This window comes from Actinoplanes sp. NPDC051537 (assembly GCF_055586105.1).
Genome location: NZ_JBVJIU010000017.1, coordinates 200,761 through 221,424, shown reverse-complemented (window position 1 = coordinate 221,424; position 20,664 = coordinate 200,761). Strand labels below are relative to the sequence as shown.

Below are 20,664 nucleotides of genomic sequence, written 5' to 3'. Positions count from 1 at the left end.
CTCGTAGCATCAAGGTCATGGGCCGAGACTGGTTTGCCGACGCCGTCCTCTACGAGGTCTACCCCCAGTCGTTCGCCGACTCCGACGGGGACGGCATCGGCGATCTGCGCGGCGTCATCGCGCGCCTCGACCACATCGCCTCGGTCGGGGCGGACGTGATCTGGTTCAACCCGTGCTTCGCGTCGCCGTTCGTCGACGCCGGCTACGACGTCTCGGACTATCTGACGATCGCTCCCCGCTACGGGACCAACGACGACATGGTCGAGCTGGTCGCCAAGGCGGGGGAGCGCGGCATCCGGGTGATGCTCGACCTGGTCGCGGGGCACACCTCGGTCGAGCACGAATGGTTTCGGCGCGAGCTGGCCGCCGACGGGCCCGACCCGGCCGGCGATCGCTACATCTGGTGCGAGGAGCTGCCCGACCGGGCGTGGTCGCGCGACATGCCGGGCACGCCGGCCTGGGTTCGGTCGCCGGGCCCACGCAAGGGCTACTACCTCAAGAACTTCTACGACGAGCAGCCGGCGCTCAACTTCGGGTGGGTGCGGCGGCCGGGGGACGAGCCGTGGCGGGACGCGATCGACGCGCCCGGGCCGCGCCGCAACCGGCAGGCGCTGACCGACATCATCGCCTTCTGGCTCGACCGGGGCGTCGCCGGCTTCCGGGTGGACATGGCGTTCTCGCTGGTCAAGGACGAGCAACTGGTCGAGGGCGTGGCCGCGACGGTGGCGCTGTGGCGGGACATCCGCGAATGGCTGGACGCCGAATATCCGGACGCCGTCCTGATCCCGGAGGGCACGGAACCGCGTACCGGCGGACCGCTCGCCTTCGACGCCGACTTCTTCCTGGTCATCCACGACGAGCACGGCAGCCTCTTCGACAACCACTACGCCGGCCTGCTGCCGTTCCACGAGCCCCGTGATCCGTTCTTCGACGCCGCCGGGGCGGGCACCACCCGCGTCTTCCTCGACGCCTGGGACGCCGCGCGTGCCGTGGACCCGGGCCGGCCGATCGTGATCTCGACCGCCGACCACGATTACGACCGGCTGTGCTGCGGGCCGCGCACCGCCGACCAGCTCGGCGCGGCGCTGACGTTCCTGTTCACCTGGGGCAGCGTGCCCTGCCTGTACTACGGCGACGAGATCGGCATGCGGTTCCTGCCGGGCCTGCCGAACGTGGAGGGATCGGTCTGCAACCCGGCGTACAACCGGGCCGGCTGCCGCACCCCGATGCAGTGGGATGACGGGCCGAACGCGGGCTTCTCCACCGCTGAGGCGGTCCGGCTCTACTTGCCGATCGACCCGTCTCCGGACCGCCCGACGGTGGCCGCGCAGGAGGCCGACCCGTCGTCCACGCTCCACCTGGTGCGCGCCCTGACCGCCCTGCGACGGGCCACCCCGGCCCTGCGCACCCGGGCGACGACCCGCGTCATCAGCGAGGGCTACCCGTTCGCGTACGTCCGCGGCGAGTCCCACCTGGTCGTCGTCAATCCCCGCCGGGAGCCGGCGACCCTGACCGCTCCCGAGGCGGAGGGCGCCACCGCGCTGCTGGCGTCGGGCGTGTCACCGACCGCCGGCGGCCTGTCCGTGGCCGGCTTCGGCTACGGCGTTTTCAAAGCGGTCTGATTCAAAGCGGTCTGATTCAAAGCGGTCTGATTCACCGGGGTCTGATTCAAAAAGGCCTAAAACGGCTACTCGAAGCGCGACACGTCGCCGGCGCCGGCTCGGATGATCTCCGGATCGCCGTCGGAGAGATCGATGACCGTGGTGGGGACGACGCCGCACTCGCCGGAGTCGAGGACCGCGTCGACGGCGTGGTCGAGGGCCTCCTTGATCTCCCAGCCCATCGTCATCGGCTCGTCCTGGCCGGGCAGCAGCAGCGTGCTCGACACCAGCGGCTCGCCCAGCTCGGCCAGCAGCGCCTGCGCCACCACGTGCTCGGGGATGCGTACGCCCACTGTTTTCTTCTTGGGGTGCAGCAGGCGCCGGGGCACCTCCTTGGTGGCCGGCAGGATGAACGTGTACGGGCCCGGGGTCGAGGCCTTCACCAGGCGGAACGACGCGTTGTTGATCTGGACGAACTGGCCCAGCTGGGCGAAGTCGCGGCACATCAGCGTGAAGTGATGGCGGTCGTCGAGGTGGCGAATCTCGCGGATCCGGTCGAGGCCGTCCTTGTTGCCCATCCGGCAACCGAGCGCGAAACAGGAGTCGGTCGGGTACGCGATCAGCCCGTCCTCGCGGATGAGCTCGACCACCTGCCGGATCGCGCGCGGCTGCGGGTTCTCCGGGTGCACGTCGAAATACTTCGCCACCCGAGCAGCCTAGTGAAGGCCACCCGACCGCAACTGGCTGTCCCTCCGGCGTGTCCGCGCTGGCAGGGTGAATCGCGTGCGGAACGTAGCCGTCCTGATGCCGTCCTCCGTTCGCCCGTTCGAGCTGGCCGTCTACGCCGAGGTGTTCGGCGTCGACCGGACCGGCCGGGGCGTGCCGCCGGTCGACTTCGCCATCTGCTCCGAGCGGCCGGGCGTGCCGGTGCCGACGTTCGGCGGCATGCACGTCACGCCGACCGCGGGCCTCGACCGGCTCGCCGCCGCCGACCTGGTCGCGGTGGCCCCGCCGGAGGAGCCGTCCCGCGAGATCGGCCCGGCGACCGAGTGGGCGCTGCACGCGGCGGCGGCGCGGGGCGCCCGGATCGTCGCGGTCTGCACGGGCGTGTTCACCCTCGCCGCGGCCGGCCTGCTCGACGGCCGCACGGTCGCCACCCACGGGATGCACGCCGACCGGATGCGCGACTGGTTCCCGCGGGTGACGGTCGACCCCGGCGTGCTGTACGTGGACGACGACCCGATCTTCACCGCGGCCGGCGCCGCCGCCGCCATCGACCTCTGCCTGCACCTGATCCGCAAGGACCACGGCGCCACCGCGGCCGCCGCCGTCTCCCGGGGGATGGTGCTCGGCCCGCACCGCTCGGCCGGTCACGCCCCGGTGATCGAGGAGCGGCGGGGCCGCGAGGAGGGTCTCGACGAGCTGCTCGCGTGGGCTCTCGGCAACCTGCACGAGGACCTGTCGATCGACGTGCTGGCCCGGCGGGCGTTCCTGTCGACCCGCTCGTTCGCGCGCCGGTTCCGGGCCGCCACCGGCACCACGCCGTACGCGTGGGTGCTGGAGCAACGGATCCGCCTGGCCCAGCAACTGCTCGAGTCCGAGCCCGGCTGCGGGGTCGAGGAGGCCGCGGGTCGGGCCGGGTTCAGCTCGGCGGCGCTGCTGCGGCAGCACTTCCAGCGGCGGCTGGGCTGCTCGCCGAGCCAGTATCGGGAGCGGCACCGCGAACGGTTCGTGCCGTCATCGCGTGGATGACGGCGGCCATGTCGAGCCCGCCGTGGCCGAGCTCCTCGGCCTCGGCGAAGAGCTCCCGGCAGACGTCGAGCAGGGGCGACGCGATGCCCTGCGCGGCGGCGGCGTCGACGATGAGCCGGTTGTTGTAGTGCACGTCCCGGATCGAGGCCTGCACCCCGTAGTCGCCATCGACGATCTTGCCGGCCTTCCCGCGGGACACGTAGCTGGCCATCGGCCCGGCGTCGAGCACGTCGCGCAGCACACCGAGGTCGAGGTCGTGCCGGGCGGCGAAGTGGAAGGCCTCGGCGAGCGCGGTCACCATGCCGATCAGGTAGGTGTTGACCGCCAGCTTCATGCGCAACCCGTTCGGGATCGGCCCGCAGTCGATCACCTCGCGGCACATCGGGGCGAGCAACGGCCGTACGCGCGCCCGATCTTGATCTTGACCGGCCAGCATCGCCACCAGCTGACCGGCCTCGGCCGGGCCGCGTGATCCGGACACCGGCGCCTCGACGTAGCGCCCGCCCGCCGCGACGATGCGCTCCCCGAGATCGGCCGAGTAGTCCGGCGAGGTGGTGCCCATGTGCACGACCGTCCGCCCGGCGACGTAGGGACCGAGCACGCCGTCGATCGCCTCGGCCCCAGCCAGCATGAGAAAGACGATCTCGGTGCGTTCGAAGACCTCGCGCGGATCACCCGCGGACCGGGCGCCCTCCAGCGGCACCCCCGAGCGGGTCCAGACGACCAGCTCATGACCGGCCGCCACCAGGTTCGACGCCATCGGCCGGCCCATCACCCCGAGACCGAGAAAACCCAAGAGCATGCCCATAACGTACGGGTGGGGAAGCGCGCCGGCCGCCGGAAAGCAGCGCCGGATTCCGGCCAACCCGCGAACCGTGGCGCGATCGCTCGACCCGGACCATGCTGGGGTCGTGGAAACTGAACTCTTCATCGGTGGCAAGTGGGTCCCGGCGTCCTCCGGGAACCGTTTCGAGGTGCTCGACCCGGCGACCGGAGACGTGATCGCCTCGGTGGCGGACGGCGGCGAGGCGGACGCGGTCGCGGCGGTCAACGCGGCGGCGGAGGCGGGCGCGGCCTGGGCCAGGACCCCTCCGCGCGTACGCGGTGAAGCCCTGCGCCGCGCGTTCGAGCTGATGACGGAGCGGGCCGGCGAGCTCGCCAAGCTGATCAGCCTGGAGAACGGCAAGGCGCTGGTCGACGCGAAGGGCGAGGTCACGTACGCGGCCGAGTTCTTCCGCTGGTTCGCCGAGGAGGCCGTGCGCGGCGAGGGCATCGTCAGCACCGCGCCGAGCGGCGCCAACCGGATCCTCGTGGTGCGCCAGCCGGTAGGCGTGTGCGTGCTGGTGACGCCGTGGAACTTCCCGGCCGCGATGGCCACCCGCAAGATCGGTCCGGCGCTCGCCGCCGGCTGCACGGTGATCCTCAAGCCGGCCAGCGACACCCCGCTCACCGCCCTCGCGATGGCCGCGATCCTGGCCGAGGCCGGCGTCCCGGACGGGGTCGTCAACGTGCTGCCGTCGCGCAGCTCGGGCAAGGTCGTCTCGAAGATGCTCGCCGACCCGCGGGTCCGCAAGGTGTCCTTCACCGGCTCGACCGAGGTCGGCCGGATCCTGCTCGCCCAGGCCGCCGAGAACGTGGTGAACACGTCGATGGAGCTCGGCGGCAACGCGCCGTTCCTGGTCTTCGCCGACGCCGACCTGGACGCGGCGCTGGACGGCGCGATGATCGCCAAGATGCGCAACGGCGGCGAGGCGTGCACGGCCGCCAACCGCTTCTACGTCGAGGCCTCGGTGGCCGGCGAGTTCTCCCGCCGCCTCGCCGAGCGGATGGCCGGTCTCGTGGTCGGGCCCGGCACCGACGAGAAGACGCAGGTCGGCCCCCTGGTCAACGAGGACACGGTGGCCAAGGTCGACGGTCTCGTGAAGGGCGCGCTCGACGGCGGCGCGACGGCCGTCACCGGCGGCCGCCGTCCGGAGGGGCCGGGCTTCTACTACCCGCCGACCGTTCTCACCGGCGTGCCGGGGGACGCGCCGATCCTGCGCGAGGAGATCTTCGGGCCGGTCGCCCCGATCGTGGAGTTCACGAGCGAGGACGAGGCCGTGCGGTACGCCAACGACACCGAGTTCGGGCTGGTCGCGTACGTCTTCACCAAGGATCTCGCCCGCGGTCTGCGGGTGAGCGAGGCGATCGAGGCCGGCATGGTCGGGCTCAACCGGGGTCTGGTCAGCGACCCGGCGGCGCCGTTCGGCGGGGTCAAGCAGAGCGGCATCGGGCGCGAAGGCGGTCACGAGGGCCTGCTCGAGTACCTGGAATCGAAGTACATCGCCGTCAACTGGTAGTTGGCTGAGAGATGGGCCGGAGGCATTGCCTCCGGCCTCTCTTGTATTGCTATTGTGCTAGGAACCTAGTGGAATAGGGATGGCGATGTTTAGGGGTACACAGTGATCGAGTTCCACCTCGACGCCCGCTCGGGCGTCTCGCCCTACATGCAGCTCATCCAGCAGGTGCGGCACGCCATGCGGCTGGGCCTGCTCAAGGAGGGCGACAAGCTCCCCACCGTCAAGGACGTGGTCGCCCGCGTAGCGATCAACCCGAACACGGTGCTCAAGGCCTACCGCGAGCTGGAGTACGAGGGTCTCGTCCAGCCCCGGCCCGGCCTCGGCACCTTCGTGACCCGCACCCTCGGTGGCGACGCCGAGCTGGCCGCGCACGAGCCGTTGCGCCGCGACCTCGAGGGCTGGCTGGCCAAGGCACGCGACGCCGGCCTCGGCGACGAGAGCATCGAGGCGTTGTTCGTGAACACATTTCGCCGCTTTTCGGCGGACCGAGCGGAACGAGCGGGACGGGGATGACGATGACGAGCGTCGTGGTCACTGACGGCCTCACCAAGCGGTACGGCAGACGGACCGCGTTGTCCGACTGCACCCTCGACGTACCGGCCGGCCACGTCGTCGGCCTGGTCGGACCGAACGGCGCCGGCAAGTCGACGCTGCTCCAGCTGGTCTGCGGCCTGCTCGCGCCGACCGCGGGCGCGCTGTCGGTGCTGGGCGCCCCGCCGGTCAGCGGCTCGCCCCGGATCGGCTTCGTCGCCCAGGACTCGCCGGTCTACGGCGGGCTCACCATCGACGACCACCTGCGCTTCGGCGCGCACCTCAACCCGTCGTGGGACGACGCGCTGGCCCGCGACCGCATCGAGCGGCTCGACCTCGACCCGCGGCAGAAGGCCGGCAAGCTCTCCGGCGGCCAGCGGGCCCAGCTCGCCCTGACCCTGGCCATCGCCAAGCGGCCCGACCTGCTGCTGCTCGACGAGCCGGTGGCCGCCCTCGACCCGCTCGCCCGGCGCGAGTTCCTCCAGGGCCTGATGGAGTACGTGGCCGAGGCCGGCACCAGCGTGGTGATGTCCTCGCACCTGGTCGCCGACCTGGAACGGGTCTGCGACCACATGATCGTGCTGGTCAGGTCCCGGGTCCGGGTCGCCGGCGACGTGGAGGAGCTGCTCGCCACCCACCACCGGCTCACCGGCGCGCGCATCGATCCGGCCACGCTCGGGGGCGGCCGGCAGGTGGTGCACGCCCGGCACACCGACGTGCAGTCGACGCTCGTGGTGCGCAGCTCCGCCCCGATCGAGGACCCGGCGTTCACCGTCGACCGTCTCGACCTCGAGGACCTCGTCCTGGCGTACATGACCGAGGCCGCCGGCGGTGGCCGTGACCGCGTACTGGAGAAGCAGCGATGATCTGGCTCACCTGGCGTCAGTTCCGCATCCAGGCCCTGATCGGGGGCGCGATCGCGGTGGCGGTCGCCGCCACCTTCCTGGCCACCCGGGGCGCGCTGCTCGACCTCGCCCGTGACCTCGGCTACGAGGGCTGCACCAGCAACTGCGAACAGCTCGCGGCCCAGTTCGGCAGGCGGGTCGACGCGAGCATCTACGGCCGGCTGCTGTTCAACGGCACCCTCCTGCTGTTCCTCATGCCCGCCCTGATCGGCCTGTTCTGGGGCGCCCCGCTGGTCGCCCGCGAGCTCGAGACCGGCACCCACCGCCTGGTCTGGAACCAGACGGTGAGCCGGGGCCGGTGGCTGGCCGTCAAGCTGGCCGGGATAGGCCTCGCCACGGTCGCCGTCGCCGGGCTGCTGAGCTGGGCGCTCACCGCCTGGGCCAGCCCGCTCGACCGGGCCCAGGGCTGGATGCTGCCGGAGACGTTCACCGCCCGGGGGCTGGTGCCGATCGGCTATGCGGCGTTCGCGTTCGTGGCCGGCGTGACGATCGGCATGCTGATGCGCCGGACCGTCCCGGCGATGGCGGTCACCCTGGTCGTGGTCGCCGCCGCGATGTTCCTCTCGGTGGCGTTCCTCCGGCCGCACCTGGCCGGGCAGAGCGTCTACCAGGGCGCCCTGACCGCCGACAAGGTCGGCGGGATCAGCCTCAGCATCAACGACCCGAGCCGGGACATGCGGGTCGAGGCCGAGGTGCCGGTGAAGCGGGCGTGGGTGCTCAGTAACGAAGTCGTCACGTCCTCGGGCGCGGAGTTCCACGGCCCGTACGACCCGGCCACGTGCGGCCCGGACGCGGCCGGCGGCCCGCGGGACTGCGAGAAGTGGATTGCTTCGCAGAATCTGCAACAAAAGGTGATCTACCTGGGTCCTGATAAGTTCTGGCCGCTCCAGTGGCGCGAGCTGGGTGTCTTCCTGGTAGCTTCGGTCGCTCTCGGGCTGTTCTGCTTCTGGTGGATCAGGCGCCGGGTGGCGTAGGGTTCGACGGCACTTGGTTGGCGGCACTGTGGGTAGTCGGCCGACGCTTACGCACGGGAGATGAACTATCTTCTCCCGTGCGCCGTACCCCTTGTCGGGCGCATCGCGTGTTGCTCGATACTGGGTCGACGTTTCGGCGGACCACACAGGTCGGGATCCACCTGAGAGGACTTCTCGGAAATGCGCAAGAAGCTGCTGGCGCTCGCGACGATCGGGCTGCTGGCTACGGCCACCATGACAGCGTGTGACGACTCGGATCAGTCGAGTGACGCCAGTGGGGGCAGCAGCGACTCCGGCGGCGGGTCGGGCAAGGCCCGGGTCGGCGTGATCCTGCCGGACACCAAGAGCTCGCAGCGCTGGGGCACCGACGACCCGAAGTTCCTCAAGGCCGCGTTCGACGCGGCCGGCGTCCCGGTCGAGATCAAGAACGCCGAGGGCGACCGGGCCAACTTCGTGAAGATCGGCACCGACTACATCAACAGCGGTGTCAAGGTGCTGATCATGGCGAACCTCGACTCGGACACCGGCAAGGCCGTGATCGACAAGGCCAAGGCCAAGAAGATCCCGGTGATCGACTACGACCGGCTGACGCTCAACGGCGGCGCCGACTTCTACGTCAGCTTCGACAACGAGGCGGTCGGGCGGCTCCAGGCGTACGGGCTGGTCAACTGCCTGACGGCGGACAAGAAGAGCAACCCGATCGTGGCCGAGGTGAACGGCTCGCCGACGGACAACAACGCGACGCTGTTCAAGAACGGGTACGACTCGATCCTGCAGCCCATGTACGACAACGCCCAGTACACCAAGGGCCCGGACCAGTCGGTGCAGGACTGGGACAACGACGAGGGCGGCAAGATCTTCGCCCAGATGCTCGATCAGCAGCCCAAGATCGATGGCGTGCTGGCGGCCAACGACGGCCTCGGCGGCGCCGTGATCAAGGTGCTGCGCAAGAAGGGCCTGAACGGCCGGGTGCCGGTCACCGGTCAGGACGCCACGCTCGAGGGCCTGCAGAACCTCCTGCTCGGCGACCAGTGCGTGACGATCTACAAGGCGATCAAGCCGGAGGCCGAGACCGCGGCGAGCCTCGCGGTGAAGCTGTTCAAGGGCGACAAGCCCACGGTCGGCGGCCAGATCAAGGACCCGGAGTCCGGCGCGTACGTGCCGTTCGCGAGCCTGACCCCGAAGTCGATCACGGTGAACAACATCACCGAGGTCCTGGCCGACGGCTTCGTCGACAAGAAGAAGCTGTGCGCCGGCAAGTTCGCCGCGCTCTGCACGGAGCACGGCATCAAGTAACCCGCGTCTCTCGCGAAGGCCGGGCTCGGACGAGCCCGGCCTTCAGTGTTCCTGAGCCGGTTCGTCCGCCGGGGACTCGAGCCAGGTCCGGATGGCCGCGGTCTCGGTGTCGGACAGGACGACCTCGGCCTCGGCGCGGCTGATCACGTTGCCGACGAACGCGGCGCCGATCTCGGCCGCGGTCGGGGCCGGCTGCCGGTGCAGCGGGGCGCCGCCGTACGAGGTGCCGCGCACCACGAACGCGACGGCGCCGCGGGGAACCGGGAACCCCTCCTCGTGCAGCCGGTCGCGAGCCCAGCTCGTGCACTGGGTCAGGTTGAAGGCGTGGGTCTGCGCGTACTCGCCCAGGACCTGGTAGATCATCGGCCACCACCCCTGCGGCAGCCGCGGCACGTTGAGCTGGTCGGCGAGGCGCTCCACCGGCGCCGGCAGCGTGATCCGGCGCGACGTGCTCTCGGACGTGCTCGGCGGGGTGTGCCGGCTCTCGTCGAAGAGGAAGTGCTGGGCGACGCGCAGGTGCGGGAGCTTGAGGCTGTCGACGGCGCGGGCGAAGCTCCCGAAGCCGAACCAGTCGCTGTCGCTGACCGCCTGGCCGAGCTGCCCGCGGAGCCGGTGGGCGAGCGACGCCATGTTCAGCGGCTCGGACGCCTTCTCGTACTCGCCGGTCATCAGCGACCGGAACGTCTCGTACGCCTCGGTCCGGTCGCCCTCGGCGTCCTCGACGTCGCCGGTCTCGAGCGACTCGTCGTCCACGTCCACCGGCTCGCCCTGCACCAGGGCCAGCACCCGCTGGCTGTCGAGCACCTGGTCGGCGATCGAGGTGAACGCCTCGGCCGCGTCGGCCGGCGAGACGATCATGGTCCGCCGGTCGGCCCGCCGCAGCCGCTGGAGCAGCGGGGTCATGTCGGAGTCGCCGGAGGCGATCACGAACTCGTCGTAGCGGGTGTCGTCGGACAGGGCGTCGAGGGCGTCGACGACGATCCGGATGTCGGCCGCGTTCTTCGTCCCGCCGTAGCGCGGGCAGTCGATCACCTCGAAGCCGGCGCGGACGAACCGCGGCCGGTACTTGGAGAAGTACAGTCGGGTCTGCTCGCCGGTGGGCTCCGGGTGGAACACCCAGCCCGCGGGGTTGAGGTAGCAGCGCAGCACCAGCCAGCGCCGCGGCGCGTCCATGGTCAGGGTCGTGGACAGGCGCTGGAGCCAGCTGCCGGGCTCGTTCGCGAACTCGACGGCGACCTCGGGATCGAGCTTGTAGAGGCCGCTGAAGACGTTGTCGAAGTCGAGGTAGAGCGCGGCGCGGACGTGGCCCATCAGCCCGCCAGCCGGATGCGGACCCGGCGGTTCTGGCGGCCCTTGCTCTCGACCTTGACCACCTCGACCCGGCCGACCTGGGCGGTGGAGGCCACGTGGGTGCCGCCGTCGGCCTGGACGTCGAGGCCGACGATGTCGATGACGCGGATCTCCGGCTGCTCCAGCGGCGGCAGGGCGTCCTGGGTGCGCACCAGAGTCGGTATCCGCAGGGCCTCCTCGCGGGGGAGGATCCGGGCGACGATCTTGCGGTCGGCCGCGATCTCGGCGTTCACGGCGTCCTCCAGGGACTGCTTGAAGCCGGGCGGGACCTCGGGCAGGTTGAAGTCCATCCGGGCCTCGCCGGGCTGCATGTTGCCGCCGGTGACCAGGGCGCCGAAGTCGCGGAACACCGTGCCGCAGAGGATGTGCAGGCCGGAGTGGGTGCGCATGAGCGTGCTGCGGCGGTCGTCGTCGATCGCGCCGCGCACCGAGGCGCCGACCGGGGGGACCGGGTCGCCGGGGGCCGGGATCAGATGGAAGTCCTCGCCCTTGCGCGTGTCGACGATCCGGGTCTGCACGCCCTGCCAGAGCAGCACCCCGTGGTCGGGCGGCTGCCCGCCGCCGCCCGGGTAGAAGGCGGACCGGTCGAGCACGATGCCGGCCTCGGGATCGGCGGGATCGGACCACACCACGGTGCAGTCCCACTCGCGCAGCGTCGGGTCGGTCCAGTCCAGGCGGGCGCTCATGCCAGCAGCTCCTTCACTCGCGGCACGACCTGGGTGGCGTACCCCTCGATGGCCTTGATCTGCAGCTCGTGCGGCAGGGTGCCGGCCGAGTACTTGAGGTCGAAGCGCTGGATGCCCAGGTCCTTGATGGTCGTCGCGATCTTCTGAGCGACGGTCTCGGGGGAGCCGGCGTGCCAGGCGCCCTCGTGGATGTCGGCCTCGAAGCGGTCGCGGGTCAGCGGGGGCCAGCCGCGCTCGCGGCCGATCCGGTTCATCATCACGCGCACGTGCGGCCAGAGCTGCTCGGCGGCCTCGGCGTCGGTCTCGGCCACGAAGCCGGGGGCGTGCACGGCGACCGGCAGGTCCTCGGGCTGCTCGAACTCCTTGAGCGCGCGCCGGTAGAGGTCGACGTAGGGCGCGAACCGGGCCGGGGCGCCACCGATGATCGCGAGCACGAGCGGGAAGCCGTACTCGGCGCAGCGGATCACCGACTCGGGACTGCCGCCCACGCCGATCCAGGTACGGATGCGGCCGGACTCGGTCTTGGGGTAGACCTGCTGCTCCCGGAGGGCGGCCCGGACCTTCCCCTCCCAGGTCACCGGGCCCTCGCCGAGCAGCTTGGCCATCAGGTCGACCTTCTCCGCGAACAGCTGGTCGTAATCGGTGAGGTCGAAGCCGAACAGCGGGAACGACTCGGTGAACGAGCCCCGCCCGAGGGTGATCTCGGCCCGCCCGCCCGACACCGCGTCGAGGGTGGCGAACCGCTCGAAGACCCGGACCGGGTCGTCGGAGCTGAGCACGGTGACCGCGGTGCCCAGCTTGATGCGCTCGGTGCGGCTCGCGATCGCGGCCAGCACGATCTCGGGGGCCGAGACCGCGAAGTCGTCGCGGTGGTGCTCGCCGAGGCCGAACGCGTCGATGCCGAGCCGGTCGGCGAGCGTGGCCTGCTCGACCACGTTGCGGATGACCTGGGCGTAGGGGAGGCGCTTGCCGTCGGGGCCGGCGGTGACGTCGCCGAAGGTGTCGAGACCGAATTCCACCATGATCACCTTACCCGCGGCCCTTGAGGCGGCGGCCCATCTCGCGGGCGATCTCCTTCTGGGCGTCCCGCTCGGCCATGACCTGCCGCTTGTCGTACGACCGGAGGCCGCGCGCCAGGCCCAGCTCGACCTTGGCCCAGCCGTCGCTGAAGTACATCGACAACGGGACCAGGGTGAGCCCGTTGCCGTCGCGCAGCTGGCTCAGGATCTTCGCGATCTCGATCCGGTGCAGCAGCAGCTTGCGGGTGCGGCGCGGGACGTGGTTGGTCCAGCTGCCGTAGCCGTACTCGGCGATGTGCAGGCCGTAGAGCAGGATCTCGCCCTCGTACTCCTGCGCGAACGCGTCGACGAGCGATGCCCGGCCCTCGCGCAGCGACTTCACCTCGGTGCCGGCCAGCACCAGGCCCGCCTCGTAGGTCTTGAGGATCGCGTAGTCGTGCCGCGCCTTCTTGTTCGAGGCGATCAGCTTGCGACCTGTCTCTTTTGCCACGCCTCAGCCTAGGGCATCGCCCGGTCACGGCAGGGCGCGAGCCCTACGGGACCGGCCTCCGCATCGAGTAGGAGACGCTGCTCAGCCGGTGTGGCTCGCCCACCACGTGGATGGCGTTGCGGGCGTACGCCTGCCAGCCGGCCGCCCCGGCCCGGTTGAGGTGGCGCAGGTCGTCGAAGCGCTCGTCGGTGCCCCACCGCAGCACGCCGCCGGGGTGGTGGAAGGTGGCCGTCCAGTCCATGTATCGGTCGGTGCCGAGCGTGCCGGCGGCGCGGTACTCCAACCGCGCATACTCCCAATTGGTCACCCATTCGATTATGCCGTGACCGCGATGAGGTCGCTGTCCGATCCCGACAGGGGAAGTCTGACGTTTAGCCGCCGAATGTGACCTGTACGACTCTTCCCTGAGATAACCCTGAGCTTGGCGAATATGGGGTTGGGCCGCGCCATGTGCCCGGCATACCCTTCGCCCGTCAAAGGGCTTACGTCTCGGGGGGAGACGACGGGATGGCTACGGGTGGGATAGCAAGGCTGGTCTGCGGCCGATGGTCTAAATGGATCGTGCTCGGCATGTGGGTCGTGGTGCTGGCGATCGCCGCGCCGCTCGCGGGCAAGCTGACCGGTGTCCAGAAGAACGACAACTCGGCCTGGCTGCCGGGTGGGGCCGAGTCGACCGCGGTGATGGACCTGCAGAAGCAGTTCCAGCCGGACGACATCGTCCCGGCGATCATCGTCTACGAGCGCACGGGTGGCATCACCCAGGCCGACGTCGACAAGGCCACCGCCGACGCGAAGGCGTTCGCGGGGGTGCCGGGCGTCGTCGGCGACGTGACCGGCCCGATTCCGTCGCAGGACAAGCAGGCCCTGTCGACGTTGGTGAACGTCAAGGTCGACGAGGACGGCTGGGACAAGATCGTCGATGTCGTCGACAGCCTCAAGGCGATATCCGGTACGGGTGGTGGCGGGCTCGCGGTCTACCTGACCGGTCCGGCCGGAAACGCCGCCGACTCGGCCGGAGCATTCGAGGGCATCGACGGGACGCTGCTCTACACGACACTGATCGTGGTCGCGGTGATCCTGCTCATCACGTACCGGAGCCCGGTTCTCTGGCTCTTCCCGATCATCACGGCGGGCGTGGCATTGACCAGTGCCCAGGCCGTGATCTACCTGCTCGCGAAGCACGCGGGTCTGGTGGTGAACGGCCAGAGTGCCGGCATCTTAACCGTGCTGGTCTTCGGCGCGGGCACCGACTACGCGCTGCTGCTGGTCGCGCGCTACCGCGAGGAGCTGCGCAAACACGAGGACCGGCACGAGGCCATGGCGATGGCGCTGCACCGGGCCGGCCCGGCGATCATCGCGAGCGCCGCGACCGTCGCGATCGGCATGTCGATCCTCACGCTCGCCGAGCTCAACTCGACCGCGGGCCTCGGCCCGGTGGCGGCGATCGGCATCGTGGTCGGCCTGTTCGCGATGATCACGCTGCTCCCGGCCATGCTGGTGATCTGCGGCCGCTGGCTGTTCTGGCCGGTCAAGCCGAAGTTCGGCACGGCCGAGCCGACCGCGACCGGCTTCTACGCCCGGCTCGGCAACCGCATCGCCCGCCGGCCGCGCGCGGTCTGGATCGGCACGGCGCTCGCGCTCGGTGTGATGGCGCTCGGCCTGATCCAGCTCAAGGCGGACGGTCTGACCACCGCCGACAGCTTCACCACCAAGCAGCCCTCGGTCACCGGCGAGGAGGCGCTGGCCCGGCACTTCCCGGCCGGTGGCGGCCAGCCGGTCACCGTGATCGCCAACGCCGACCAGGCCGACCAGGTGAAGCAGGTCTTCGCCGGGGTGCCGGGGATCAGCTCGGTCGCCGATCCGGTGGTCAAGAACGGCCTGGTCCAGCTGGACGGCACGCTTTCCACGGCGCCGGACAGCCAAGCCGCGCAGGCCACGGTCGAACGGGTGCGCGACGCCGTGCACGCGGTGCCGGGCGCGAACGCCAAGGTCGGCGGCGCGACCGCGATGGTGGTCGACATCAACGCGGCCAACCGGCACGACAACCGGTTGATCATCCCGCTCGTGCTGCTGGTCGTGCTCGTGATCCTCGCCGCGCTGCTGCGGGCGATCATCGCGCCGGTGATCCTGATCCTCACCGTGGTGCTGTCGTTCGCGGCGGCGCTGGGCGTGAGCGCGCTGGTCTTCCGGCACGTGTTCGGCTGGCCCGGCGAGGACACGTCGTTCCCGCTGTTCGTCTTCGTGTTCCTGGTCGCGCTCGGCATCGACTACAACATCTTCCTGATGACCCGGGTGCGCGAGGAGGCGCGGGCGCACGGCACCAAGCGGGGCGCGGTGATCGGACTCGCCGCGACCGGCGGCGTGATCACCTCGGCCGGCATCGTGCTGGCCGGCACGTTCGCGGCGCTCGGCAGCCTGCCGCTGGTCGCGTTCGCCGAGATCGGCTTCGCGGTCGCGTTCGGCGTCCTGCTCGACACGCTGATCGTGCGGTCGGTGCTGGTGACCGCGCTCAACCTGGACGTCGGCCGGTGGATGTGGTGGCCGAGCAAGCTCGCCCAGGTGCACGACGAGCCGGTCGAGCCCGGCCCGCGGGAGGAGCCGTTGTCATCATCTGAACCCGAACTTACGCACTGAGTCCCGTTCCTTGCAGGGTCGGGGGACCACCGACCCTGCAAGGAGGCGAGATGAAGGCCGTCCGGGTCCACTCCTACGGAAAGCGCCCTTCTGTCGACGAGATCCCCGAGCCTCGGGTGTCCGGTCCCCTCGATGTTCTGGTTCAGGTCGGCGCGGCCGGGTTGTGCCGCACCGACCTGCACATCGTCGAGGGCCAGTGGGCCGAGAAGTCGGGTGTGCAACTCCCGTACGTGATCGGTCATGAGAACGCCGGCTGGGTACGCGAGGTGGGCAGCGCCGTCACCAACGTCGCCGTCGGCGACGCCGTGATCCTGCATCCGCTGGTGACCTGCGGGCTGTGCCGGCCATGCCGCTCCGGCGACGACGTGCACTGCGAGAACTCGCGGTTCCCCGGCATCGACAGCGACGGCGGCATGGCCGAGCTGCTGCTCACCACCGCCCGCTCGGTCGTCAAGCTCGCCGACGGGCTCGAGCCGGCCGCCGTGGCCGCGCTCGCCGACGCCGGCCTCACCGCCTACCACGCCGTCCGCAAGGCGGTGCCGCTGCTCTACCCGGGCACCACCTGCGTCGTCATCGGCGCCGGCGGCCTCGGTCACATCGGCATCCAGTGCCTGGTCGCGATGACCGCCACGCGGGTCGTCGTGGTCGACCCCAACCCGGCCGCCCAGGAGCTCGCCCGTTCGCTGGGCGCGCACGAGGTCACCGACCGCACCGACGACCTGGCCGACAGCGCGCACGTGGTGCTCGACTTCGTCGGCGAGAGCGGCGCCGAGAAGCAGGGCCTGGCCATGACCCGCCGGGCCGGCAGCTACTTCGTGATCGGCTACGGCGGCACGATCGACATCCCGACCATCGACCTGATCTCGACCGAGCGCAACATCATCGGCAACCTCGTGGGGTCGTACAACGACCTGTCCGAGCTGATGACGCTCGCCGCCCAGGGCCAGGTCACGCTGCACACGCGGACCTATCCACTGGCCGCGGTCAACGAGGCGATGGACGATCTGGAGGCCGGCCGGCTGCAAGGGCGCGGGATCCTGGTGCCCTGATGTACTCCCGGGACGGCGAGAGGTATTTCGTGGTCGACGGGCACGCGCATTTCTGGGACGGCAGCCCCGCCAACCAGAAGAACCGGTACGGCGAGGGGTACATCAACTGCCTGCACGGCTATCACACGAATCTCTCGCCGCCCGCGTACCGGTGGCCGCTGGAACGGTTCGAGCGCTGTTCCGACGACCGGATCGTCGGCGACCTGTTCGACGCGGGATATGCCGACGTGGCGATCCTCCAGTCGACGCACCTGACCGACTGGTTCGTCAACGGCTTCAACACGACCGAGCAGAACGGGGAGCTGGCCGAGCGCTATCCGGGGCGGTTCATCGTCAACGGCAGCTTCGACCCGCGCGAAGGAGAGGCGGGGCTGGAGGACCTGGAGCGGCTGCACGAGCGGTGGCAGCTCCAGGGGGTGGCGCTGTGCACGGCGGAGTGGCGGGGTGACAGCAAGGGCTGGAAGCTCAGCGACCCGTGGGCGTACCGATATCTCGAAAAATGCCTTTCGCTCGGCATTCTCAACATTCACGTGCACAAGGGACCGACGGTCTACCCGATGAACCGCGACGCCTTCGACGTGGCCGATGTCGACGACGCGGCCACCGCCTTTCCCGGGCTGCGGTTCATCGTCGAGCACGTCGGGCTGCCCCGGCTCGAGGACTTCTGCTGGATCGCCACCCAGGAGCCCAATGTCTACGGCGGGCTGGCGATGGCGATGCCGTTCCTGCATTCGCGGCCGCGCTATTTCGCCCAGATCATCGGGGAGCTGCTGTACTGGCTCGACGAGGACCGCCTGCTGTTCGGCAGCGACTACGCCGTCTGGCACCCTCGCTGGCTGGTCGAGATGTTCGCGGCCTTTCAAATTCCACCGGACATGCAGGGTGAGTACGGCGTTCTGACCCCCACGATCAAACGCAAGATCCTGGGCTTGAACGCCGCACGCCTCTACGACCTCAAGGTCCCCTATTTGACGGCTAGCTCGCCCAGCTCCGACCAGTCGTCCTGATCGATCGACTGGCTGATGATTTTCGGGGTGGCGACGAGGTACTGCGGAAGGTCCTGCTGGGCCTGCTTGAAGTGGGCCGAGCCGACGTGGGCCGCACCCGCGTCGCCGTCGCGGAACGCCTCGACCAGCACGTACTCCTGCGGGTTGTCGAGGCTTCGGGACCAGTCGAACCACATGCAGCCGGCCTCGCCGCGGGTCGCCCGGGTGAACGGACCGGCGATCTCCGGCCACTGCTCGGCGTGCTCCGGCTTGATCAGGAACTTGGCGGTAATGAAGATCATCTCGGTTGACCTTTCGCGCGATCAGCCATCGGGGTTCCCTCCTCGACGGCGTGGACGGACGCTGGGTGCATGAGCGGCAAGGGCGCCGGCCTCCTTCAGTCGGTCGAGCGGGCGATGCGGGTCCTCGATTACATCGCCGCCTCGTCCGGACCGGTCGCGGCCCGGGACGTCGCCGCGTCACTCGGCTTGACCCTCCCTACCACCTACCACCTGCTGACGACTTTGGTCACGGGCGGATATCTTGTTCATCTTCCTGAGGAAAAGGCGTACGCGCTGGGGCATCGCGTGGACGACCTGGCGCGCGGGCTGCACCGGCAGATCGCGGTGCCGCCGGAGGTGCGGCGGGTCGCCGCGGTCGTGCACCAGCAGGCGCAGGCGGCGGCCTACTACGCGGCGCTGCGGGACGCCGAGATGATCGTCGCGCACGTCGAGGAATGCCCGACGCATCCCCGGATCCAGCCGCTTGACGTCGGATTCCACCAGGCCCCGCACGCGACGGCCTTCGGCAAGCTGATGCTGTCGGTGCTGTCGCCGGACGAGCGCTCGGCGCTGCTGGATCACACCGGGATACCGTCGGTGACCGCGTCGACGGTCACCGATCGTGCGGTGCTGTTCCGGCAGTTGCGCCAGGTGCAGGGGACCGGGCTGGCGGTCGAGGTCGACGAGTTCCAGGCCGGGCTGAGCTGCATGGCGGCGCCGGTGACCGACGCGGCCGGCCGGTTCGTCGGCGCGGTGGCGATCTCGATGCCGACGGCCCGGTTGCGGTCGGACCGCTGGACCGCCGAGCGGGCCGTGCGGCTGGGCGCCGTGCGGGCGACCCGGGTGGTGGCCCTGACGGCGGCGGCCCGGTCCGGCCGGCTGAGCTGACTTCTCCTCGCTCATCCCCCCGGCATGATGTCCCGCCGGGGTTGGTCTCCGAGACTCTCGGCATGGGCCTGTATGGATTTGTCCGGCCGTTGCTGGCGACGGTGGCCGTGGCCGGGGTGGTCGGCCTCGCTGCCGCCTGCGACGCCGACGGGGGTGGGGTGGCGTTGCCCTCGTCGTTGCCGTCCATCACGCGGACCGTCGACCGGGAGGCGACCACCTCGGCATCTCCCTCGGCTTCTCCCTCGGATAAGCCCACCGCCTCGGAGAAGCCCACCACCAACGCGCCGCCTCCGCCCACCACCAAGCCGGTGAAGACCACGGAGCCGGCCGCGCCACCTCCGCCGACCACCACCGCGGCCGCTCCTACGTCCTCCGCGGCCGCTCCTACGTCCTCGGCGGCCGCTCCTACGTCCTCGGCGGCCGCTCCTACGTCCTCCGCGGCCGCTCCTACGTCCTCCGCGGCCGCTCCGAAGACGTCGTCCGCCTCGCCGACCCCGGTGGCGGCCACGACCGAGGACACCGGCATGGGCGCTCTCGGCTGGCTGCTGCTCCTGCTGATCCTGGGGCTCGCGATCCTCGTACCGGTGCTGCTGGTCAACCGGTCCCGCCGCGCCGCCGCCTGGCAGAACGAGGCGGTCGTCCTCGCGACCGACGGCCGGAACCTGATCGCCACCCGGCTTCCGCAGGTGCTCAGCGCGCGGGAGGCCGCGGCGCGGGCCCTGGCCTGGCCGCCGGTGCGGGCCGAGATCACCGAGATGTCCGCGCGATGGGCGGACCTGGCCGGGCGGGCCACCGACGACTACCACCGCGACTCGGCCGGGCGGCTGAGCATCATGGCGCAGGACCTGGTGACCGGCATCGACGCCGAGAACGAGGCCCTGGCCACCGGCCGCGACTGGCGCCGGATCAGCTCGCGGGTCGACCAGATCGTCCGGGCCCTGGACGAGGCGCTGGCCGCCCTGGAGATCCCGCAACCGGAGCCGACGACGGGCGGGGCCGACCCGTACCCGGCGTGATCTTTCAGCTTGGTGGGTGTTCCATCCACACCGTCTCGGGCCAGCCCTCGCGCTCGCCCGGCTCCCGGCGCAGCTCGACGAACCCGCGCCGCCGGTAGAAGCGCGCCGCCCGGTCGTTGCCGTCGACGTACTCCAGTCGCACCGGCCGGCCGGGCGCCCGCGCCAGCAGCGCCGCCATCAGCGCCTGGCCGGCGCCGGTGCCCTGGGACTCGGGCAGCACATAGAGCTTCCAGATGATCGGCACGTCGCCGCGCAGGTCGATGTTGCCGACGCCGACGAGCTCCGGCCCGTCGGCGGCGACCAGCATCGTGGTGTCGCGCAGGCTGCGCTCGACGGCCTCGGCCGACCACCAGGTGGCGAGGCCGTTCCGCACGTACTCGTCGCCCGCGAAGCCATAGGCCGACGGCCAGGTGCGATGCCCGATGCCGACGATCGCCTCAAGGTCGCCGCTCGCGGCGTCTCTGATCTCCACACCTGGAATTCTGCATGGTTCATGGAGGGAGCGTCGCCCCCTCCATGAACGCGCCGGTGTCAGCCGGTGAAGGCCGCGTCCGACCGGGCGGGCGCTGGCTCGTCGCCGCTCTCGGCCTCGGCCTCGGCCGCACCCGGCTCACGGTGCGCGACCATGCGCTCGGCCGCGATCGCGATGACGGCCCCCGTCAGCGTGGCGGCGATCGCCGTGATCGCAATGGTCCGCCCCACCCGGCGAGCGTCCTGGCCGCGCATGATCTGCATGGCCATTCCCGCCCGATTGGCGTAGACCGGCACGAGCTGCCGGAACTCCCCGCCACTGACCCGAGCGGCGGCGAGCGCGTTGTCCACCACGTCCCGCAGCTCCATCTCACGTCGTCTCATCGGTCTTCCCTT

General features: G+C 70.6%; 22 protein-coding genes. 12 read left to right on the top strand and 10 right to left on the bottom strand.

Going from position 1 to position 20,664, the window contains the following annotated elements; all coding sequences use genetic code 11:
• Positions 1–17: 17 nt before the first annotated feature.
• Positions 18–1,622 carry an alpha-amylase family glycosyl hydrolase gene (locus ACZ6TB_RS36235; RefSeq protein WP_465562310.1) on the top strand — a complete coding sequence of 535 codons (1,605 nt, stop codon included), beginning with the start codon at positions 18–20 and terminating at the stop codon, positions 1,620–1,622.
• A 65-nt stretch (positions 1,623–1,687) separates the two neighbouring features.
• Here ACZ6TB_RS36235 and ACZ6TB_RS36230 read toward each other — a convergent pair whose 3' ends face one another.
• Positions 1,688–2,308: an L-threonylcarbamoyladenylate synthase gene (locus ACZ6TB_RS36230; protein ID WP_465562308.1), complete on the bottom strand. Its 621-nt coding sequence runs from the start codon at positions 2,306–2,308 to the stop codon at positions 1,688–1,690.
• A gap of 76 nt (positions 2,309–2,384) precedes the next feature.
• Here ACZ6TB_RS36230 and ACZ6TB_RS36225 point away from each other — a divergent pair, with 76 nt between their 5' ends.
• Positions 2,385–3,353 carry a GlxA family transcriptional regulator gene (locus tag ACZ6TB_RS36225; RefSeq protein ID WP_465562307.1) on the top strand — a complete coding sequence of 323 codons (969 nt, stop codon included), beginning with the start codon at positions 2,385–2,387 and terminating at the stop codon, positions 3,351–3,353.
• Here ACZ6TB_RS36225 and ACZ6TB_RS36220 read toward each other — a convergent pair.
• Positions 3,244–4,155, bottom strand: coding sequence for an NAD(P)-dependent oxidoreductase (locus ACZ6TB_RS36220; RefSeq protein WP_465562305.1), 912 nt, complete (start codon positions 4,153–4,155; stop codon positions 3,244–3,246). The two genes, ACZ6TB_RS36225 and ACZ6TB_RS36220, sit on opposite strands and share 110 nt — an antisense overlap.
• Positions 4,156–4,264: 109 nt before the next feature.
• Here ACZ6TB_RS36220 and ACZ6TB_RS36215 point away from each other — a divergent pair, with 109 nt between their 5' ends.
• The 5 genes from ACZ6TB_RS36215 to ACZ6TB_RS36195 all read left to right on the top strand — a co-directional run bounded on the left by ACZ6TB_RS36215 (position 4,265) and on the right by ACZ6TB_RS36195 (position 9,398).
• Positions 4,265–5,692, top strand: coding sequence for an NAD-dependent succinate-semialdehyde dehydrogenase (locus tag ACZ6TB_RS36215; RefSeq protein WP_465562304.1), 1,428 nt, complete (start codon positions 4,265–4,267; stop codon positions 5,690–5,692).
• 102 nt (positions 5,693–5,794) lie between these two features.
• Positions 5,795–6,205, top strand: a complete 411-nt coding sequence (locus ACZ6TB_RS36210; RefSeq protein WP_465562302.1) for a GntR family transcriptional regulator — start codon at positions 5,795–5,797, stop codon at positions 6,203–6,205.
• A 2-nt stretch (positions 6,206–6,207) separates the two neighbouring features.
• Entirely contained in the window at positions 6,208–7,089 is an 882-nt protein-coding gene (locus ACZ6TB_RS36205; protein ID WP_465562377.1) for an ABC transporter ATP-binding protein, read from the top strand.
• The gene (locus ACZ6TB_RS36200) at positions 7,086–8,102 is read left to right on the top strand and encodes an ABC transporter permease subunit (RefSeq protein ID WP_465562300.1); all 1,017 of its coding nucleotides are present in this window, start codon (positions 7,086–7,088) and stop codon (positions 8,100–8,102) included. Before ACZ6TB_RS36205 ends, ACZ6TB_RS36200 begins: the two co-directional genes overlap by 4 nt.
• A 180-nt stretch (positions 8,103–8,282) precedes the next feature.
• Positions 8,283–9,398 (top strand): sugar ABC transporter substrate-binding protein, encoded by a 1,116-nt coding sequence (locus tag ACZ6TB_RS36195; RefSeq protein ID WP_465562298.1) that lies wholly within the window; start codon positions 8,283–8,285, stop codon positions 9,396–9,398.
• Positions 9,399–9,440: 42 nt separating this feature from the next.
• Here ACZ6TB_RS36195 and ACZ6TB_RS36190 read toward each other — a convergent pair whose 3' ends face one another.
• The 5 genes from ACZ6TB_RS36190 to ACZ6TB_RS36170 are packed head-to-tail and all read right to left on the bottom strand — an operon-like array spanning position 9,441 to position 13,250.
• Positions 9,441–10,709: an NYN domain-containing protein gene (locus ACZ6TB_RS36190; protein WP_465562296.1), complete on the bottom strand. Its 1,269-nt coding sequence runs from the start codon at positions 10,707–10,709 to the stop codon at positions 9,441–9,443.
• The gene (locus ACZ6TB_RS36185; RefSeq protein WP_465562294.1) at positions 10,709–11,434 is read right to left on the bottom strand and encodes an alanyl-tRNA editing protein; all 726 of its coding nucleotides are present in this window, start codon (positions 11,432–11,434) and stop codon (positions 10,709–10,711) included. Before ACZ6TB_RS36185 ends, ACZ6TB_RS36190 begins: the two co-directional genes overlap by 1 nt.
• Complete coding sequence (locus ACZ6TB_RS36180; protein ID WP_465562292.1) at positions 11,431–12,456, bottom strand: LLM class flavin-dependent oxidoreductase; 1,026 nt, start codon at positions 12,454–12,456, stop codon at positions 11,431–11,433. Before ACZ6TB_RS36180 ends, ACZ6TB_RS36185 begins: the two co-directional genes overlap by 4 nt.
• 7 nt (positions 12,457–12,463) lie before the next feature.
• Positions 12,464–12,943 carry an SsrA-binding protein SmpB gene (gene smpB / locus ACZ6TB_RS36175; protein ID WP_465562290.1) on the bottom strand — a complete coding sequence of 160 codons (480 nt, stop codon included), beginning with the start codon at positions 12,941–12,943 and terminating at the stop codon, positions 12,464–12,466.
• Between the two features lie 43 nt (positions 12,944–12,986).
• A complete protein-coding gene (locus ACZ6TB_RS36170) occupies positions 12,987–13,250 on the bottom strand; it encodes a hypothetical protein (protein ID WP_433291860.1) in 264 nt (87 codons plus the stop codon).
• A gap of 263 nt (positions 13,251–13,513) precedes the next feature.
• Between ACZ6TB_RS36170 and ACZ6TB_RS36165 the strand changes: the two genes are divergently transcribed.
• From ACZ6TB_RS36165 to ACZ6TB_RS36155, 3 genes are read left to right on the top strand one after another with little or no spacing between them, the layout of a single operon-like run.
• On the top strand, positions 13,514–15,577 hold the full coding sequence (locus ACZ6TB_RS36165; protein ID WP_465562288.1) for an MMPL family transporter: 2,064 nt from the start codon (positions 13,514–13,516) through the stop codon (positions 15,575–15,577).
• 50 nt (positions 15,578–15,627) lie between these two features.
• Positions 15,628–16,626: an NAD(P)-dependent alcohol dehydrogenase gene (locus ACZ6TB_RS36160; protein ID WP_465562286.1), complete on the top strand. Its 999-nt coding sequence runs from the start codon at positions 15,628–15,630 to the stop codon at positions 16,624–16,626.
• Positions 16,626–17,633, top strand: coding sequence for an amidohydrolase family protein (locus ACZ6TB_RS36155; RefSeq protein WP_465562284.1), 1,008 nt, complete (start codon positions 16,626–16,628; stop codon positions 17,631–17,633). The genes ACZ6TB_RS36160 and ACZ6TB_RS36155 overlap by 1 nt, the downstream gene beginning before the upstream one ends.
• On the opposite strand, the gene ACZ6TB_RS36150 is transcribed toward ACZ6TB_RS36155, so the two are convergent.
• Complete coding sequence (locus ACZ6TB_RS36150) at positions 17,591–17,914, bottom strand: putative quinol monooxygenase (RefSeq protein WP_465562282.1); 324 nt, start codon at positions 17,912–17,914, stop codon at positions 17,591–17,593. The genes ACZ6TB_RS36155 and ACZ6TB_RS36150 overlap by 43 nt on opposite strands.
• Before the next feature lie 69 nt (positions 17,915–17,983).
• Between ACZ6TB_RS36150 and ACZ6TB_RS36145 the strand changes: the two genes are divergently transcribed.
• Both ACZ6TB_RS36145 and ACZ6TB_RS36140 read left to right on the top strand, forming a co-directional pair.
• Positions 17,984–18,781: an IclR family transcriptional regulator gene (locus ACZ6TB_RS36145; RefSeq protein ID WP_465562281.1), complete on the top strand. Its 798-nt coding sequence runs from the start codon at positions 17,984–17,986 to the stop codon at positions 18,779–18,781.
• Between the two features lie 62 nt (positions 18,782–18,843).
• The gene (locus tag ACZ6TB_RS36140) at positions 18,844–19,797 is read left to right on the top strand and encodes a hypothetical protein (RefSeq protein WP_465562279.1); all 954 of its coding nucleotides are present in this window, start codon (positions 18,844–18,846) and stop codon (positions 19,795–19,797) included.
• A 4-nt stretch (positions 19,798–19,801) separates the two neighbouring features.
• On the opposite strand, the gene ACZ6TB_RS36135 is transcribed toward ACZ6TB_RS36140, so the two are convergent.
• A complete protein-coding gene (locus ACZ6TB_RS36135) occupies positions 19,802–20,269 on the bottom strand; it encodes a GNAT family N-acetyltransferase (protein ID WP_465562277.1) in 468 nt (155 codons plus the stop codon).
• 59 nt (positions 20,270–20,328) lie between these two features.
• Positions 20,329–20,652 carry a hypothetical protein gene (locus ACZ6TB_RS36130; protein WP_465562275.1) on the bottom strand — a complete coding sequence of 108 codons (324 nt, stop codon included), beginning with the start codon at positions 20,650–20,652 and terminating at the stop codon, positions 20,329–20,331.
• Between the last annotated feature and the right edge of the window lie 12 nt (positions 20,653–20,664).